The sequence below is a fragment of the Pseudovibrio sp. FO-BEG1 genome, from assembly GCF_000236645.1.
Taxonomy (GTDB): domain Bacteria; phylum Pseudomonadota; class Alphaproteobacteria; order Rhizobiales; family Stappiaceae; genus Pseudovibrio.
The window spans coordinates 4,750,628-4,767,238 of record NC_016642.1 but is presented as its reverse complement, the minus strand read 5'-3'; the positions used below and the strand labels follow the sequence as shown (position 1 = coordinate 4,767,238).

13 protein-coding genes are annotated in these 16,611 nt (G+C 51.0%); 6 read left to right on the top strand and 7 right to left on the bottom strand.

Annotation, left to right across the window (positions count from 1 at the left end):
* Window positions 1–72: 72 nt before the first annotated feature.
* Both PSE_RS21400 and PSE_RS27825 read right to left on the bottom strand, forming a co-directional pair.
* On the bottom strand, window positions 73–927 hold the full coding sequence (locus PSE_RS21400) for a 23S rRNA (adenine(2030)-N(6))-methyltransferase RlmJ (protein WP_014286720.1): 855 nt from the start codon (window positions 925–927) through the stop codon (window positions 73–75).
* A gap of 196 nt (window positions 928–1,123) precedes the next feature.
* The gene (locus PSE_RS27825) at window positions 1,124–1,768 is read right to left on the bottom strand and encodes a cold-shock protein (protein WP_014286718.1); all 645 of its coding nucleotides are present in this window, start codon (window positions 1,766–1,768) and stop codon (window positions 1,124–1,126) included.
* Between the two features lie 549 nt (window positions 1,769–2,317).
* On the opposite strand from PSE_RS27825, the gene PSE_RS21390 reads away from it, so the two are divergent.
* Window positions 2,318–2,983, top strand: a complete 666-nt coding sequence (locus tag PSE_RS21390; RefSeq protein ID WP_008548003.1) for an MBL fold metallo-hydrolase — start codon at window positions 2,318–2,320, stop codon at window positions 2,981–2,983.
* 44 nt (window positions 2,984–3,027) lie between these two features.
* Here the strand turns inward: PSE_RS21390 and PSE_RS21385 are convergent, their stop codons facing one another.
* Together PSE_RS21385 and PSE_RS21380 are read right to left on the bottom strand one after the other, a co-directional pair.
* Window positions 3,028–4,005 carry a DUF1402 family protein gene (locus tag PSE_RS21385; RefSeq protein WP_014286717.1) on the bottom strand — a complete coding sequence of 326 codons (978 nt, stop codon included), beginning with the start codon at window positions 4,003–4,005 and terminating at the stop codon, window positions 3,028–3,030.
* Between the two features lie 72 nt (window positions 4,006–4,077).
* Complete coding sequence (locus PSE_RS21380) at window positions 4,078–4,491, bottom strand: septal ring lytic transglycosylase RlpA family protein (RefSeq protein ID WP_371256238.1); 414 nt, start codon at window positions 4,489–4,491, stop codon at window positions 4,078–4,080.
* Window positions 4,492–4,735: 244 nt separating this feature from the next.
* On the opposite strand from PSE_RS21380, the gene PSE_RS21375 reads away from it, so the two are divergent.
* The 3 genes from PSE_RS21375 to PSE_RS21365 all read left to right on the top strand — a co-directional run bounded on the left by PSE_RS21375 (window position 4,736) and on the right by PSE_RS21365 (window position 9,534).
* Window positions 4,736–5,680: a DUF1624 domain-containing protein gene (locus PSE_RS21375; RefSeq protein WP_014286715.1), complete on the top strand. Its 945-nt coding sequence runs from the start codon at window positions 4,736–4,738 to the stop codon at window positions 5,678–5,680.
* A 734-nt stretch (window positions 5,681–6,414) separates the two neighbouring features.
* Window positions 6,415–7,689: an OmpP1/FadL family transporter gene (locus tag PSE_RS21370; RefSeq protein ID WP_014286713.1), complete on the top strand. Its 1,275-nt coding sequence runs from the start codon at window positions 6,415–6,417 to the stop codon at window positions 7,687–7,689.
* Between the two features lie 609 nt (window positions 7,690–8,298).
* Entirely contained in the window at window positions 8,299–9,534 is a 1,236-nt protein-coding gene (locus PSE_RS21365; protein ID WP_014286711.1) for an OmpP1/FadL family transporter, read from the top strand.
* Between the two features lie 54 nt (window positions 9,535–9,588).
* Here the strand turns inward: PSE_RS21365 and PSE_RS21360 are convergent, their stop codons facing one another.
* Window positions 9,589–10,089: a hypothetical protein gene (locus PSE_RS21360; RefSeq protein WP_041768743.1), complete on the bottom strand. Its 501-nt coding sequence runs from the start codon at window positions 10,087–10,089 to the stop codon at window positions 9,589–9,591.
* A 5-nt stretch (window positions 10,090–10,094) separates the two neighbouring features.
* Window positions 10,095–10,580, bottom strand: coding sequence for a hypothetical protein (locus PSE_RS21355; RefSeq protein ID WP_014286709.1), 486 nt, complete (start codon window positions 10,578–10,580; stop codon window positions 10,095–10,097).
* Between the two features lie 254 nt (window positions 10,581–10,834).
* On the opposite strand from PSE_RS21355, the gene uvrB reads away from it, so the two are divergent.
* Window positions 10,835–13,675 (top strand): excinuclease ABC subunit UvrB, encoded by a 2,841-nt coding sequence (gene uvrB / locus PSE_RS21350; protein WP_014286707.1) that lies wholly within the window; start codon window positions 10,835–10,837, stop codon window positions 13,673–13,675.
* A 164-nt stretch (window positions 13,676–13,839) separates the two neighbouring features.
* The gene (locus PSE_RS21345) at window positions 13,840–14,481 is read left to right on the top strand and encodes an HAD family hydrolase (RefSeq protein ID WP_014286706.1); all 642 of its coding nucleotides are present in this window, start codon (window positions 13,840–13,842) and stop codon (window positions 14,479–14,481) included.
* A gap of 5 nt (window positions 14,482–14,486) precedes the next feature.
* Here PSE_RS21345 and PSE_RS21340 read toward each other — a convergent pair whose 3' ends face one another.
* A complete protein-coding gene (locus PSE_RS21340; RefSeq protein WP_014286705.1) occupies window positions 14,487–16,262 on the bottom strand; it encodes a S9 family peptidase in 1,776 nt (591 codons plus the stop codon).
* Window positions 16,263–16,611 lie beyond the last annotated feature (349 nt).

Below are 16,611 nucleotides of genomic sequence, written 5' to 3'. Positions count from 1 at the left end.
GCATGAGCTTTGATCCTGCGCTTTAAGCAATCAGTGATTTGCGGATTCTGGTCAATCAAAGGTTCTGAGGGGTTACTCAGCAATGACCTGCTTCACAGACCATTCTGCACCTTTGCCCTGAGAAAGAGTCTGACAGAGCCATGGCAGGGCTGTGTTCATGTCTCTTGTGAGTGTCCAGGGTGGATTGACGACCAGCATGCCACTGGACTTCATTGGCCTGTCATCGCTGATCTGGCCTGCGGAGAGTTCCAGTTTCACTGCGTTGCGGATGCCAGCTTCTTCAAGTGTTACAATGAGTTGGTTGACGATACGCTGGTTCTTGACCGGATACCAGATTGCGAATGTGCCGGTTTGCCAGCGCTTCCAGCCGCGGATGACGCCCTCAGCGAGACGCTTGAACTCGTCTTCTACTTCGAAAGCCGGATCGATCAGTACAAGACCGCGTCTTTCTTTTGGGGGGAGGAAGCTACCCAATGCCAGCCAGGCATCCAGTGCAATCACCTTGACCTTTTTGTCCCCGCCGTAATTGTTCTTCAGCTCTTCAAAATCTTCTGGATGAAGTTCTGTCAGTGTCAGGCGGTCCTGCTTTCTGGCGAGCATACAGGCAATTTCTGGGGAGCCCGGATAAAACTGCACGCCGCCACCGGGGTTGAGATTCTCAACGGTCTCCAGCCACGGTGTCAGAACTTCTTTCACCTGATCAGATGCGGCATCGATGTTCTCCAGCACTTTGCCGACGCCTTGCTGCCATTCACCGGTTTTCTGCGCTTTTTCCGAGGTCAGGTCATACAGGCCGATACCGGCATGCGTATCGAGCACCCGGTAGGCTCCATCTTTTTTCTGGAGGTACTTCAGGATGTTGGCAAGAACAACGTGTTTGAGGACATCGCCGATGTTGCCTGCATGATAAATGTGCCGGTAGTTCATAGTGGCGCCTGTTGGCCTTTGTTTCGCGCTGCCGGAGGGAATGTGTTGCCGTTGGACGCGCTTGTGACTGAGTTTGTTGTCGGCCTTATAGTCTGATGGCGGGGGAGGAGACAAGGCGCAAAGAGGCAGGTTGCGGACAAAACTAAAGGCAGCGAAATGCTGCCTTTAGAAAATCAACAGAGCTGTTTCAGGAGGGTTAGTCCTGACCCATGCTGTCAAAATCGTTATTCATCTCTGGCTGAGATTGAGAGTCTTCAGATGAAGCTGCAGGACCATCTTCCAGTCGTAGTTCAACTGCCTTTGGACCTTTGCCTCGGCGATCAGGTTCTGTCTCAAAGGAAATCCGCTGGCCGCTATCGAGCGTGGTCAGGCCGGAGCGTTCAACGGCTGAGATATGGACGAACACATCGTTTTCGCCTTCATCTGGAGTGATAAAGCCAAAGCCCTTATCCAGTTTGAAGAACTTAACGGTGCCTGACTGGCGTGGGCCACGTTCTACTGGAGGATAGCTGCGTCGACCGCCGCCACCACCGTTTGGACCATCACGGAAGCCACCGCCTCCGCCGCCGCCACGATTGCCATACCCGCCGCGGTCACCATCTCCGTGTCCGCTTGCACGATAACCATTATTCCGGTCTCCGCCGTACCCTCCCGAGTTGCGGTTCCCATAGGGGCCTCTGCGTTCATTTTCCATCATCGGAGGCGCGTAGGCATCGCGCTCGGTATCTCCTGGAAAATAAGCTGGTGCCCCAAACTCCGGGCCGAAATTCTGCGAATCCCCAAATTCGCGCTTGCCGCCTCGCTTGCTGCGTGGACGACGACCCGAATTCCCATTATGCATTACAATATCGCCTTTCCTGCGGATTTAAACCTGCCAGTATCCGCATGTACTCGCTTTCTCAAAGCCAAATGCCCGTCCGAAAACAAACAAATAATAAAATCAAATGTCCTAGTGGGGCTTTGGTTAAGAGCTCCTACCTGCCTTACACCGCAAATGCTCCCTAATTTGCTTGGCCGGGTAATAATATTGGCCAGATCAACATAGGCAGTCTTCACGAATGCGCGGCATATAATAGGGTTCAGTTTGGTAATAGGGCAAGCTTTTCCTAGGGAAGGTGGAGGTAAAACCCTATGAAATTGGGGGTGTGATCAGAAATTAGAGGATAAAACGGCATAGTTTACCTCTAAAAGACCGAATATTTTTGCGATGACAAATGAAATTTGCATGTTTGACTGTGATCACAATTATAAATGGTATTTATTTGGACTTGCTTTGGAGGTTGTATTTGAAAATCGTAATATTAGCTGAGTTCAAATGCAGCGGAGAGTAGCCCGCTAAATATGATTACTGTATGGTGCGTGGAATTCGGAATTTGGAGATTGAGCACTTATGAGTGATGCCAGCAATAAAGCAGATCTGTCAGGAATTCAGATTACTGTTGTCCCGGTCACTGCCTTCCAGCAGAACTGTAGCATCGTCTGGAACAAGAACACGCAAAAAGCGGTTGTTGTTGATCCGGGCGGGGATGTTGATCACATCCTTGCTGCGTTGAAAGAGCTTGGCGTTACTGTTGAACATATCCTCATCACTCACGGGCATATCGACCATATCGGCGGAGCTGCTGAGCTGGCGGAAACTTTGGGTGTGAAAGTGATTGGCCCGCATGAGGCTGACCGTCCGCTGATTGACCGCGTTGAAGATCAGGCAAAGCAGTTTGGTCTGGACGCGGTGCGTAAAGTTGAGCCGGATCAGTGGCTTGTGGAAGGTGATGTGGTGACTGCTGGTGGAGCGGAGTTTCAAGTTCTGCATTGCCCGGGCCATGCTCCGGGACACGTTGTCTTCTATAATACGGATCTGAAGTTGGCGATTTCCGGTGATGTTCTGTTTGCTGGTTCAATCGGGCGTACAGATCTGCCGGGCGGCGATCACGATACGCTGATTGCATCTATCAAAGAGAAGCTCTTGCCGCTGGGTGATGACATTACGTTCCTGCCGGGACACGGTCCAGCATCTTCGCTTGGTCATGAGCGACTGAACAATCCGTACCTGAAGTAAACATCAGATACTGTGGCGGAAAGGGGAGTTTCAGCTCCCCTTTTTTATTGCAGGATTGCTCTGAGTTCCTCAATACGTTCATTGATCAGCCAGCCGTAGTAGTTCTCGCGGGGCAGATGAGCTGGTCTGATACGGCGTTTGTTTCTGTAAGAAATCGCGCGTTCCCAAGGGTTTCCGAGATTATAGAGCGTTGAAGTGATCCCGGGGTTTTCGGAGATGTCGACGTTCGCGACCTGCTTGTAGGCGTTGATTGCATCTCTCAGGACTGCGGCGGTGTAGTGGATGGATTTGTTGGGATCCATCACTGTTTTATAAAGACCTGATGCATCTTTGGAACTGAGCCTCGGGAGGCCACTGATGCTGTTGACCATGTCGTTCATCTTCAAGGCCGTCAGTGGGGTTATCTGACCTAAGCCGAAGCTTTGACCGGCAAACATAGGGCGGAAGAAAGCGCGGTGGAATGGCTCTCTGGGATAGCGGATGCCGCCAACGCGTCTGCCCATGAACCTGGTGTTCCAGATGAGTTCATAGCATCTCCAGCGGCTGTTGCTGGTTTCTTCACGGCGACAGTTGTTAAACTGCGGGCGCTCTACAAAACTCCAGACTTTCTCGCCATCATATTGAAATGAAATGGGGATTCGAGCGTATTGCAGGGCTTTCATGTAATAGCCCTGTGCGCTGTCGAGGCTGTCGTAATTGTAGGTATGCTCGCCGACGATGGCACCGAGGATATGAACGGGATCAATATTATAGAGTGTGGCGACCTTTTTGATGTTCCGGATCAGGCGGTTTTCTCTTTTAAGCACAGTGAGAATACGCTGGAACTTCTTCTCGTAGGTTCGATTGAACGCTTTGGTGCGAGTTGCGGATGCAGTTGGGATTGTTGGCTGGATCTTCAACCGGTTGCCAGCAGGCACAATAAGCGGCACGTTGGCGTTTGCCGGGCTCAGCAACAGGTCAGTATTGGGTAAGGTCAGGCATAATGCTAAAAGAACAGCACTGGTTTTACGCGGTAACTTCATAGCAATCGAACTCTATACTATTCATTATTTTAGGTTCTGATTGCTTATGTGTAGAGTAATTGTCCTAAAATTTTATTCAGTTAATGTATTTGCTGCACTATTAAAAGTATATTGTTGATTATTGCATTTGTGGCCTTTCAAATGTTGTTTGAATTCATTGGCGACTGAGATTTTTACCTGAGTTACACCGCTTTTAATGAAGCCCAGTTCTGCAGCAGCTGCTTTGGAAAGGTCTATCAGGCGGTTTTGTGCATAAGGGCCACGATCATTGATGCGCACGGTCAGTGATTTGCCGTTGGTGAGGTTTGTGACTAGCACTCGGGTGCCCATTGGGAGGGTTAGGTGGGCTGCCGTGAGTTTGGATGGGTCCATCATTTCCCCGCTGGCCGTTTGAGAGGTGAGGGCATACCAGGATGCCTCACCGCATTGGGAGGAAGTTTTTATCTCAACCTGATGGGGGCGCAAAATGAAGGCAACAAACACGATCACGATGGCGGTGATGAGAAGGAGGAGGGCGTAGATGCGGCTGCCACGGTGGGCTAAGCCTTTATTGTTCCAGGACATTCCGAAGCCTATTGGCTATTTAGCTTCCCTATTTATATAGGGTTTCCCTTGTTTTAGGGACCGGAGAGATTTTCTGTGTTGGTGAGTTGGTTTATGTAGGTTGAAGATAATCATCGCGTTTGTAGTGGTGCGAGCCGCTTTCGCAGATCCTGAATAGGGGAATAACGTGCAGCAAAACCCATTGCCAAGCAGACTTATCCTCGCGGATGTCGCCCGCGGTCTCGCACTTCTGGCAATGGCGATTTACCATTTCTCCTGGGATCTCTCCTGGTTCAATGTTGTTGGCTGGGATGTCTCCGGTGCGCCGGGTTGGCGCCTGTTCGCCCAGTTGATTGCCGGTAGTTTCCTGTTCCTTGTTGGTTTCAGTCTTGTGTTGGCGCATAGAAATGGCATCCGATGGGAGAGTTTCTGGCGGCGGGAGATCAAGGTTGCTGTTGCTGCGCTGGCGGTTTCTGTCGCAACCTACTTTATCTTTCAAGATCAATGGGTTCGCTTTGGTATTTTGCATGCCATTGTGGTTTCCAGCTTGCTTGCTCTGCCGTTTTTGCGGGTTCACTCCATAATTGCGTTGCTATGTGGGGCAGGGGTGATTTTGCTCTACCACTGGCTGGGGGATTACGTGCTGCCTTATCACCAGTTTTTCTGGCTGGGGCTCAACTCATTACCCGAAGTTTCCGTTGATTATGTACCGCTTATTCCCTGGTTTGGCCCTGTGCTGTTGGGCGTGGGCTGTGGGGATATCTTTGCCCGCTACAACCTTTTGCGGTTTTTGCGCGGTTCTGCGTCGCCAAGCGTTATTTCGCGTTGCTTTGCATGGTTTGGGCGCCATTCACTCGCGACCTACCTTCTTCATCAACCGATCCTGTTTGGTGTCGTTTGGGTTGGGGTGAATGCCGGTCTGTTCGGTGATGTACAGGTGCAAAGCTTTCAGCAGTCATGTACCGCGGTCTGTAGTCAGACAGTAGATTCACAGCAATGTGCGCGAGCTTGTGAGTGTACATCAGCTGAGCTGATGGAGCGTGGTGTTTGGGAAGATCTGCTGGTCAGGCCGAATGATCCTGATGTGCGTGAGATTGCGCAGCAGGTGTTTCAGGTGTGCTTGCGACCGTAAAGCTGCCGGGGATTGCGCAGGGAAAATTACGTTACTTTGGTGTTTTTCTCGTTGAGTGGCTCTATGGCTACCTTCAGTTTTCAGGGATGCGCTGAAAGCTAAGATATTCCCTCTGGTGCCAGAGTTTATCCTCCTTCCTCAAAAAAGATATGCCCGCGCAATGTGTGATGGGGCTAGCCGTGAATCAGTTGGACCTTGAGTTTCAGCATATTTGTGGTGTTAAGCCTCAAATATGCTGCTGCGTCGTTATTGCATTGAAAAAATATGTTTTTTTGCCCGCTGAAATCTAAGGGGTTTGGCATCGCAGGCTGACCCGCAGCGTTGTGACACATTTTCCGATATTACCCAAACGTAAGCTGTAGAATTGAATGAGTTTTTCCATTCAGGCTTGAGTTTTTATTTTGATGCACAAGTCATATTTTGCCCATTTGTGCGGCTCACATAAAGTTAGATTCAGAAGAAAAATACTCAAAACTATATATGGATGGTATTGACCACGATAAATGTGCGGATAATATATCACTCGGTAAATATACGCAGTTATTATGAAGTGATGTTGGGATTTTCGTGCTAGTGGGGGAAGTATAGTCGCAATCTATGCTCAAATAATGTTTTAAACATAGAACTACCTCTTTCGAGGTGGGCTCTTCTTTCACGACATATCTTCGCATCCCTTCAAACGTGGGTCCGGCCCTGGGGAATTGCCCGAGACCCATTAGCATTGGGGGAAGAGTATGCGGGTTTTAAAGAATGCAGGCCGCGGCCTCGCAGCAGGCTGCTTTGTGCTGGCCGGATCAGGCTCAGCTTTAGCAGGCGCGTGGGATACGATGGGAGTAGGATCCCTTGATCTGCTGTTTGCGCCTGAGAAGTTTGTTGTCGAAGGTGGTACGACTTATTTGGATCGCAATGTTGATTACAAGGTTACGAAAGGCACAACACAGGGGCGTCCTGGCACAGACGTTGATCTTCTTCCCAACACTGGCTCAAAGAAAGAGCGGGTGACGCCGAATATCTGGAATTATCAAATCGGTGTAAAGGCAACTTTATTGGGTAATGTTGATTGCCTAGGTCGAGCCTATAATCCTTTCCGAATTACTGAAGAGATGGACCCTTCTTGGGCTGGGCGATATGCGGGATACGAAACCAACGCAAATACTTTGGGACTAGATGCAACTTGCTCTTATAAATTTCAGATTGGTGAAGGGCAGTCAATTCGTGCAATTGCAGGTGTAAAAGCGCTGGATCTCACCTATCAATCCGATGGTATGCTCATTGGTGGAGCGTTGTTAACGAGTGTTGGAAGTGCCCCGGTGGTTATCGATCCAGCTGCTGACTATGTTTCTGGTGCAGAACTGAAATCAAAGGGTATGGCTTGGGGGTGGCGCGCAGGTGTCTCCTATGAGATTCCTGCTTATGCTTTGAGGGCAAGCCTCGTTTATGATTCCGCGATCTCAATGGATTTGGAAGGCGACTCATATGTGAAAAATGTGCCGCTTCTACCTGCTGTCGGTGGCGGGACGACGACAGTTGAGGGAGAGGCTTATTCTTCACTTAGGTTGCCGCAATCTGTCGAGTTAAACATCCAATCCGGAATAGCACCGGGATGGTTAGCCACGTTTGGGGTTAAGTGGATGGACTGGTCAGTTATTGATCGGCTTGTCGTGACCAATGCTGATGGAAACATGACAACTAACCGTGTGCTGAACTTTAAGGATGGCTGGACTGTTAAAGCTGGCATCGGTCACAAACTCAATGACAAACTGAGTTTAGGTAGTTCGGTTCAATGGGACAAAGGTGTTGGTGGTAGCTACTCTGATACCTACGCATTTGGTCTTGGTGGCTCTTATGCTCTGAATGACAAAGTTAAAGTCATTGTTGGTGGCGCGGTGATTTACAAGACGCCTGGCTCTGGTGATGCGAACAACCTAGCGTCTGGTGCTACCAATGAGTATGAGTATGATTCATCTTGGAACTATGCGCTCAACACAAAGTTGCGGATTGCTTTCTAAATGAACTGAGAAGCTGATTTGCGGAAGCCGGAGCTTAGTCTCCGGCTTTTTTGCTTTCAGTGCTGGACTGATTTTGATCTGTGTCACAGGGTGTGTGTGATTTGTGCAAGCTACACCCCGATTTGTGTTGTTTGTGCAACAGTTTTGTGGAGAAATGAGCATGTTGATTTGTTGGAAAAGCTAGCTCAAAACTCTTAAGTAATTTACGTATAGGTAAGTTTGACTATAGTCTAATGCATGGCGCCATCTGGTGATTAACTTCGTTACTCTGAAGTTAAGTAAATATATCATCATTATTTACCTTAGGTTATATTTAAGTCTTGGAATGCCTGCCTAAACGAAATGGCGTAGTATTTATACTATGGGAGGGGTGATTATTTCTCTCAATGCGTTATGCATGCAGTCAGAACTATATCAGTTTGCTCTGCAAATTGGTGGGATTGCACTGGCGCGAGACACGTAGAGACTCGTTAAGTGCGGATGGCCTGTGTGTCGCATTGGGGCGAAACGCGCCGCAATTTCCGTATCTTAAGCAAGTGCTCCCAACTGAATGAACCTGAAATCAGTGTTTTAAACACTGTATACGGGGAAACATAAGGGGGAGAGGGCATGCGTGTTCTCAAAACATTGGCTCAGACCACCGTTCTGGGCTGCGCGGTATCCATGATTCCTGCTGCTGCATTCGCTGGCGGCTGGTCCACTGAAGGTATCGCTGATTACGATCTTCTGTTTGCTGACGGTAAGTTCGTTTTTGAAACTCAGGCGACCTACGCTGACCGTAACGTTGACTTCAAGAACGCTAAGACCAATCAGACTGGTCAGTCAGAAGTCACAACAGATTCATCTGCTGATGATATTGCACCGAACATCGCAGTGTTTTCTGGTGCTGTAAAAGTAGAGTTGCTGGATAATCTGGACCTGTATGCACGTCTCAACCAGCCTTATCTGATCCGCGAGCAACCCGGCTTTGACTGGAACGGTCGTTATGCCATTGGCGAAACCAATGCAGATGCCTTGGGCTTCGATGCAATGCTGAGCTACAAACATGAGGTGAGTGAAGGTAACTTCGTACGTGTATTTGGCGGTCTTCGCTCTGTGACCGTAGACTATGAACAGTTGTCCAAGACCGATGGAAGCCGACTTAGTCTTGGTGATCTGGATACAGACATTAAAGTGGACTCAGAGCGGCAATATGGCTATCGCATCGGTGCTGCATTTGAGAAACCTGAAATAGCTTTGCGGGCAATGATTGCATACGAGTCTGCAATTGATCTGAAGCTTGACGGTGCTTTGAATATTCAGCATTTGGGAAGTTACGATTCGGTGGCTAAGGCAACTCTGCCTCAGTCTATTGAAGCCAAAATCCAAACTGGTATTGCTCCGAAATGGTTGGCTACTCTGGGTGTCAAGTGGACTGACTGGAGTGTCTTAAACGAACTTGCTGTTGATGTTGCTGCTCCGACACCTACGCCTGCCGCACCTCAATTGGCAGCGGTTCCAAGCCGTGTTGTTAGGGGACTCGGTTACTCTGATGGCTGGATTGTCGAAGCTGGTATTGGTCATCAGCTTACAGAAAAGTTGAGTGTTGGTAGTAGCGTGACATGGGATAAAGGCATTGGTGGGCCTTACTCCGATACCTACTCCCTCAGCCTTGGTGGTAGTTACGACCTGGCAGATAACGTCAAATTCACTCTTGGTGGTCGCGCGATTTACAAGACTTCTGGTGAAGGCGTTTATGAAATTGACAAGAGTGCAGCTCTTGGTGACTCCTCAGTTACAACCGACTACGAGTACGACTCCTCCTGGAACTTCGCTGTTTCTTCCAAGATCCGCGTCGCGTTCTAAGCTGTTGTATCTTTGAGAATTATGGGGCCGGGGATGGTGATCTCTGGCCCTTTTTTATTTGGGGGATGAGGCGATGAGGTGGCATTCGTATCGGTTGTTGTTGCTGAAGCGGATTTCGACTGAGGGGTGTTTGAACTTGTTGTTGATCCGGAAGATCACCGCTTGCGCGCCGAGGCTTGCCAGGTGTTTTGGCAGCTTGTTGCTGAAGAACTTGTAGTGGGCCTTGATGGGGTGCGGGGTCATTTTCACCACTTCGCCTGCCACGGCGATCTCGGCAAAGGCGTAGGTTGAGCTGGTGTCGATTTCATAGTCGACGAAGACAGCGGTTCCGCGAAACTCGTCATAGATGGACTGGCAATGGTCGGTCATGTTTGAGGAGGCCAGTCCGGTGCTGACGGCAGTGCCGAAGTGGGCGATGGGCAGCATGAGTTCTTCTGTGACCAGCCGGGCATTTGCATTGCCGGCTGATCCCAAAAGAACTGCAGAGCCAAAGCACACCATCACTGCGAATGTACGAAGCGATGCGTGTTGGCGGGCGGGTGTTGCGAGAGGCATTCGCCTTATTGTCTCAGCTTGAAGGCTTCGGTGCTGAGGAAGCACTTGTCGGTTGGCTGATCTCCGGCGGCAATGATGTGGACCACTTCGTCATCAAAGTCATCTTCCATTGTGAAGATCACGCGCAGGAAGCCTTTCTGCTTCAGGACATCCGGCATTTTGTCTGAGGTGAAAGAGTAGGTCTCCGGAATGCCGAGAGGGGTGAGCCTGACTTCGGTGTCTTCCACCAGCGCAACAGCGCGGTTTTGTGTTGGACTGATCTGGTATTCGACAAAGATTTCCTTGCCCATGCCCACTTCATACTTTTTCTCGCAGGCTTCTGTCACAGCTTGGTCGGATGAACCGTCTTCTTTTAAGCCGATGATGTAGTTGAGTGGGACGAGGACCTCACCGCTAACGTTTTTGGAAGGCGCTGCTTGGGTGGCGGACGCGAGGAGGAGGGCGGCTGAAAATGTGGTTATGGCACCAAGTCCGAAAGGTGTTTTTTTCATTCTTATTGTCCTGCTCGATGAGTGAGGGGGAGCGGTTGTGTTTGTCTGCGCGTGCCAGAACACGCTCTGGCTGTTGAGGCGCAGTCTGCGGCAACCTCAGGCACCACTCAATCCAATGCACTCAGTCTGGTTAAGAGAGAGCAACGGGTTCTTTCAAAACTGTCCTTACAAATTAAGAGGATGATTACGTGAGAGTGATGGAACGAAGGAAGAACATACTTTCTTTTCCAAATGACTCACGGCATAGTGTGCCCATGACTAAGCGCCCCACAAAAACTTCCAGTTCATCCTCACTCCCAGAAGCTGAAGGGTCTTCCTCCGGCTTTGGTGAGGCTCCGCAGCCAGCTCTTTCCGGCAGTCCGTTGTCCGGCTCTGTTTCTGACTGGGCTGATCAGCTTGCTGAAGAAGATCTTTCTGGTCTGAAGGCAAAGAAAGAAGCCGAGCAGCCTGCTGAAGAGAAGCCTGCACCGAAGAAGACGACAGCTAAGAAACCAGCGGCCAAGAAGCCTGCGTCGAAGGCAAAGAAAGCACCAGCGAAATCTGCGCGAGGCACGTCCATGGGTGCGACCAGTGATCCGCGCGAACGTGCCAAAGGTGGATTGAACCCAATTGCCGGATTGGATATCTCGCTGGAAGACGCTGAGAAGCTGCTTGATACGCACGTCAAGGAGACGAAGAAAAAGCGGAAGAAGGCGAAGGAAGAGGCGATCACCGGTGCGACTGCGACTGTTCAGGCGCTGGCACGGTTGATTGAGCAGGGGCGTTCTGATGAGACGGGGGAAGATGCGTGGGTGCCGCATCGACCTGAGCGTCCTCAGAAGTCTGAGGGCGGCGTTGCCTTTTCTCTGGAATCTGAGTTTGAGCCGAAAGGCGACCAGCCGAAAGCGATTGCGGATCTGAAAGCTGGTTTAGCGGATGGTGATAAAACACAGGTGCTGCTGGGTGTTACGGGGTCCGGTAAGACCTTCACCATGGCGCAACTGATTTCGCAGACCCAGCGCCCGGCGTTGATCCTTGCGCCGAATAAGACACTGGCCGCACAGCTTTATGGGGAGTTCAAGGCGTTCTTCCCGAACAATGCGGTTGAGTACTTCGTTTCCTACTATGACTACTATCAGCCGGAAGCCTATGTGGCGCGGACGGATACCTTCATTGAGAAGGAAAGCTCCATCAACGAACAGATTGACCGGATGCGCCACTCGGCGACCCGTGCTCTGCTGGAACGTGATGATGTTATCATCGTGGCGTCGGTCTCCTGTATCTACGGTATTGGGTCGGTAGAGACCTATACGGCGATGACCTTCAAGCTGGAGGTTGGCGAGAAGATTGAGCAACGGCAGTTGCTGGCGGATCTGGTGGCCTTGCACTACAAGCGAAATGATGCTGCTTTCCAGCGTGGAACGTTCCGTGTGCGGGGGGACACGATTGAAGTGTTCCCGGCGCACTATGAGGACCGGGCCTGGCGTATTTCCCTTTGGGGCGATGAGATTGAAAGCATCACCGAGTTTGATCCTCTGACCGGCAAGAAATCCGGTGAGCTTCAGCTGGTGAAGATCTACGCAAACTCGCACTACGTGACCCCGAAGCCGACACTTAATCAGGCGATCAAGTCCATCAAGAAAGAGCTGAAGGGTCGTCTTGATGAGCTCAATGATCATGGACGCCTGCTGGAGGCGCAGCGGTTGGACCAGCGCTGTACGTTTGATCTGGAGATGATGGAAGCGACCGGTGCCTGTGCAGGTATCGAGAACTACTCTCGCTATCTGACAGGTCGTGCACCGGGTGAGCCGCCGCCAACTCTGTTTGAATACCTGCCTGACAATGCGCTGGTGTTTATTGATGAGAGCCACGTGACCGTGCCGCAGATTGGCGCCATGTACCGAGGTGACTTCCGTCGTAAAGCGACGCTGGCGGAGTATGGGTTCCGTCTGCCGTCCTGCATGGACAACCGTCCGCTCCGGTTTGAAGAGTGGGATGCCATGCGTCCGCAGACGGTTGCTGTGTCTGCGACGCCGGGTGGCTGGGAGATGGATGAGAGCGGCGGTGTGTTTGCCGAGCAGGTTATCCGTCCGACCGGCCTGACTGATCCTGACATCGAGATCCGGCCAGCTAAGACGCAGGTGGATGATCTGCTGGGTGAAGTGCGTGAAAAGGCGGCAAATGGCTTCCGTACGCTGGTGACCACACTGACCAAGCGTATGGCGGAGGATCTGACCGAGTATCTGCACGAGAACGGTGTGCGTGTGCGTTACATGCACTCGGATATTGATACGCTGGAACGTATTGAGATCATTCGTGATCTTCGTCTCGGGGCGTTTGACGTGCTGATCGGGATTAACCTGTTGCGTGAGGGCCTCGATATTCCGGAATGTGCGCTGGTGGCTATTCTGGATGCGGATAAGGAAGGCTTCCTGCGTTCTGAGACTTCACTGGTGCAGACTATTGGTCGTGCGGCGCGTAACGTGGATGGCAAGGTGATCCTGTACGCAGACAACATGACCGGTTCCATGGAGCGTGCGATTGCGGAGACCAACCGTCGTCGCGCCAAGCAGGAAGCGTATAACGAAGAGCATGGCATTACGCCGGAAAGCGTGAAGCGCTCCATCGGCGATATTCTGGAAAGCGTTTACGAGCAGGATCACGTTTCGGTGGATGCTGGCTTTGCTGAGGAAGGGACCACCATTGGTCACAACCTCAAGGCCCACATTGAAGACCTTGAAAAGCAGATGCGTGAAGCTGCGGCTGATCTTGAGTTTGAGACAGCAGCGCGGCTGCGTGACGAAGTCAAACGTCTGCAGGAGACTGAACTTGCGGTGGCGGATGATCCGATGGCACGGCAGTCTTCCGTTGAGCAGCAGACTGGCGGTTTTGGTGGCAAGAAGAAGTATGGCGCTTCCGGCAACCTGCCTAAGGCAGAGGCAGATAAAGCTGATGCTGGCAGCAAGGTGCACAAACCGCGGTTGGGTGAGATGGGACCGGGAACGGATCTGCCGACACCAGCTGGCGCTACGGGTGAGAAGAAGAAACGCCGGACCACATCAGGCCGCAGCTCTGGTGGACGTCCAGGTACGCGGACGTATCGGAAGAAGAACTAAAGCAGCCCAACTGCTTTAGCTTGTTGCTGCGCATCTCTTTCTACGGATATGCGCAGCATTGACAGGCGTCACTGTTTGCACCACATGTGAGGCAAATGTTCTGTTTGCATATCCGTTAGCGCCACCGGGCACTTTTCGGCGATATCCTGAAACTGGTTAGGTCTATGATTAAGCACATTGTCTGGGACTGGAACGGTACCCTGCTGGATGATTTTGAGATCACAGCACAATATGGCATCGATACTTTTGCGAAAGCTGGTTTGACCGGCGTAACGTTCGATGATGTGCGCCAGCATCATACGCGTCCTTTTGCCGATTATCTCAAGGCTGTGATGGGGCGTGATGCAACAGACGTTGAGCTCTCTGAATTTTATAGCGGGTTTGGTGCAGTCTATGAGCCGGTGATGTACGATTTGCCTCTGGCTCCTGACGCGTTGCACGCGCTTGAAGCTATCAGCGGCGCAGGCAAGAGCCAGTCCATTCTCTCCATGGCACCACATGAGGAGCTGGTCTCTCTGGTTCGCCACAACGGCATCTACGAGCACTTCACCCGCGTTGATGGTGCACAGGATCTGAGCAAGCACTTCAAGATTGATGCCCTTCGCGCGCATATCGACAAGCTCGGCGTGGATCCTTCCAGCGTCTGTGTGATTGGCGACAGCATTGATGACTTCGATGCAGCCAAAGGCCTCGGCGCTTCCGCTGTTCTCGTCTCCACCGGCATGTACGCCCACAACCGCCTCATCGCCACCGGTGCCCCAGTGGCAACAAACCTGACAGGCGCTGTTGCCGAAGCGTTGAAGTAAAGGTTTCAGAGACCTTCGATCAACTCACGGCCTGCCGGAAATTGAAGGGACGATCCTTCAAAATCAGTTCCGACAGGCTCGGCTTTGCCACCCAGATGCTGGGCGAGGAATTGCTCGACGATCGCATAATACGCTCGGCGGTTGTGCATCTTCTGAATGCCGTGCCCTTCGTCCGGAAAAAGAGCGTACGTGACAGGGATATCCTGATCTTGCATCGCAGAAACGATTTGCTCTGACTCAGATGCCTTAACGCGAACGTCTTGACCGCCCTGAACGATGAGTAGTGGTTTCTCAATGCGACTGACGTGTGTCAGAGGAGAGCGCTCTTTCAGGAAGGCGCGACCTTCTTCAGTTGTGTAATCGCCAAGTCGGTTTTTGTAGACGGTCTTCCATGTTTTCCAGTAGTCGGGGATGGTGTTGAGGAAACTCATAAGATTGGATATACCGACCAAATCAACGGCGCAGGCAAACTTTTTGGGTGTTTGAGTAAGGCCAGTCAAAGCTGCAAAGCCACCATAGCTACCGCCCATGATGCAGATGCGGTTTGAATCGGCTATTCCTTTCTCAATTGCCCAATCGACTGCATCCAGCAAATCGGTTTGCATTTTGCCGCCCCATTCCTTGGTGGAGGCGTTTACAAACGTTTTTCCAAATCCGGTAGATCCTCTGAAATTGACAGAGAGTACCGCATAGCCTCGATTTGCCAGCCACTGATGGGTCGGGTCTAATCTCCAAATGTCTCTCATGTACGGGCCACCATGTACGAGCAGCACCATTGGGCAGGGTTTTTCTGCATTGACTGGTTGTGACAAATAACAGACTAGGTCCAGGTCATCTCTTGTCTTTATGACCACGGATGACATGTTTGCCAATGGTAAGTTGCTCAGCTTTGGCTGTGCCGAAAACAGAGGTATAGCCTCTCTGGTTGCTTTGTTGAAGTGGAAGTACTCAACTGGCTTATTGTCCTGCATATGAGCGAAAACGAGTTTCTGAGTGTCATTTGACATGCTGGTGATGTCGATATCGCCAGAAAACGTCTCCTCCAAATAAGAAAGAGTTTGTTCGAGGTCTGGATCTATAGGGAGCCAATCTGCACGGGCATAAGTGGCAGAAGCGGCAAGTGGGTGGTTTGTAAGGGGGTGGAGCAACAAGTTGCTGACATCTGCTTGCGGATGTTGTGCCAACAGAGTGGTGGTTCGTGTTTGCACATCTTCTGCCATAGCCACTGCTTTGTCTCGTCCGCGACTATCGATCCAGAACAAGGTTTGCCCGTCTTTGCTGAACTCAATCGGTCTGGTTGTCAGGCTGTCTTCGAAGGGGATGAGCGAATAGCGTTGCCATTCCTTGCCATCTGATCGATGAAGGTATTCTATCTCACCTTTCTCCGTGTAACGGCGAGCGAGGCGGACGTTGAAATCGCTGTCAGTGAAGAAGCCTGCAAACTGGTCATTCTTCTCAATAAGTTGACTGCTTCCAGTGATGAGAGAGACTCTGTAGAGGTCGAAGCGTTTTGTTGTCCGTTGATTGTGAGCGATCAGGACTTCATCAGTGTGTTTGGTTGGTGGTTCTTGAAGAAATGCTTTGACGCCAGTTTCCGGGCTCAAGGCCACCGGATCTGTGCCATCAACTGGGACACTTAGAATATGGAAGTTTTCATCTCCAACCTGATCTCGAGAAATCAGAATTCGGCTGCTGTCGGGTGACCAACGGAGTGTGAGACCGATATGGCGATCGCTAAAGGATGTGAGTGGTCGGGCTGACTTCGGATCTTCACTGCTCATAAGCCAAAGATTGAGAACGCCATTGATGGGTGCTTTAAAGGCGATCCACTGCCCACAAGGACTAATTCGGACTAAAAGTCGTTCGAAGGGATCGAAAAATGTTCGGCGGGGTATGAGGCAAACTTCTTCCATCAGTTCCATTGGACACAATCCTCTTTGAGATGTAGCGGCCTGCAGGCTCAGACGGATAGAAGAGCCCATCTTATGGGAAGTTGGTGATCTTCTTGCTGCTAATCAATCTCTACTTTTGCTGCTGAAAACCTACCAATTCCTGGTTGCTTAGATTCTTGAACGAGAGATCGGGCATTCAGAGACAACTCAAACCGTGCATTTTGAGATTTAGCTGCGT

Excerpts from the sequence above, each read along its gene's own strand:
- PSE_RS21400 (WP_014286720.1), bottom strand. The coding sequence starts at position 927 with ATGAACTACCGGCACATTTATCATGCAGGCAACATCGGCGATGTCCTC.
- PSE_RS27825 (WP_014286718.1), bottom strand. The coding sequence starts at position 1,768 with ATGCATAATGGGAATTCGGGTCGTCGTCCACGCAGCAAGCGAGGCGGC.
- PSE_RS21390 (WP_008548003.1), top strand. The coding sequence starts at position 2,318 with ATGAGTGATGCCAGCAATAAAGCAGATCTGTCAGGAATTCAGATTACT.
- PSE_RS21385 (WP_014286717.1), bottom strand. The coding sequence starts at position 4,005 with ATGAAGTTACCGCGTAAAACCAGTGCTGTTCTTTTAGCATTATGCCTG.
- PSE_RS21370 (WP_014286713.1), top strand. The coding sequence starts at position 6,415 with ATGCGGGTTTTAAAGAATGCAGGCCGCGGCCTCGCAGCAGGCTGCTTT.
- PSE_RS21365 (WP_014286711.1), top strand. The coding sequence starts at position 8,299 with ATGCGTGTTCTCAAAACATTGGCTCAGACCACCGTTCTGGGCTGCGCG.
- PSE_RS21360 (WP_041768743.1), bottom strand. The coding sequence starts at position 10,089 with ATGCCTCTCGCAACACCCGCCCGCCAACACGCATCGCTTCGTACATTC.
- PSE_RS21355 (WP_014286709.1), bottom strand. The coding sequence starts at position 10,580 with ATGAAAAAAACACCTTTCGGACTTGGTGCCATAACCACATTTTCAGCC.
- uvrB (WP_014286707.1), top strand. The coding sequence starts at position 10,835 with ATGACTAAGCGCCCCACAAAAACTTCCAGTTCATCCTCACTCCCAGAA.
- PSE_RS21345 (WP_014286706.1), top strand. The coding sequence starts at position 13,840 with ATGATTAAGCACATTGTCTGGGACTGGAACGGTACCCTGCTGGATGAT.
- PSE_RS21340 (WP_014286705.1), bottom strand. The coding sequence starts at position 16,262 with ATGAGCAGTGAAGATCCGAAGTCAGCCCGACCACTCACATCCTTTAGC.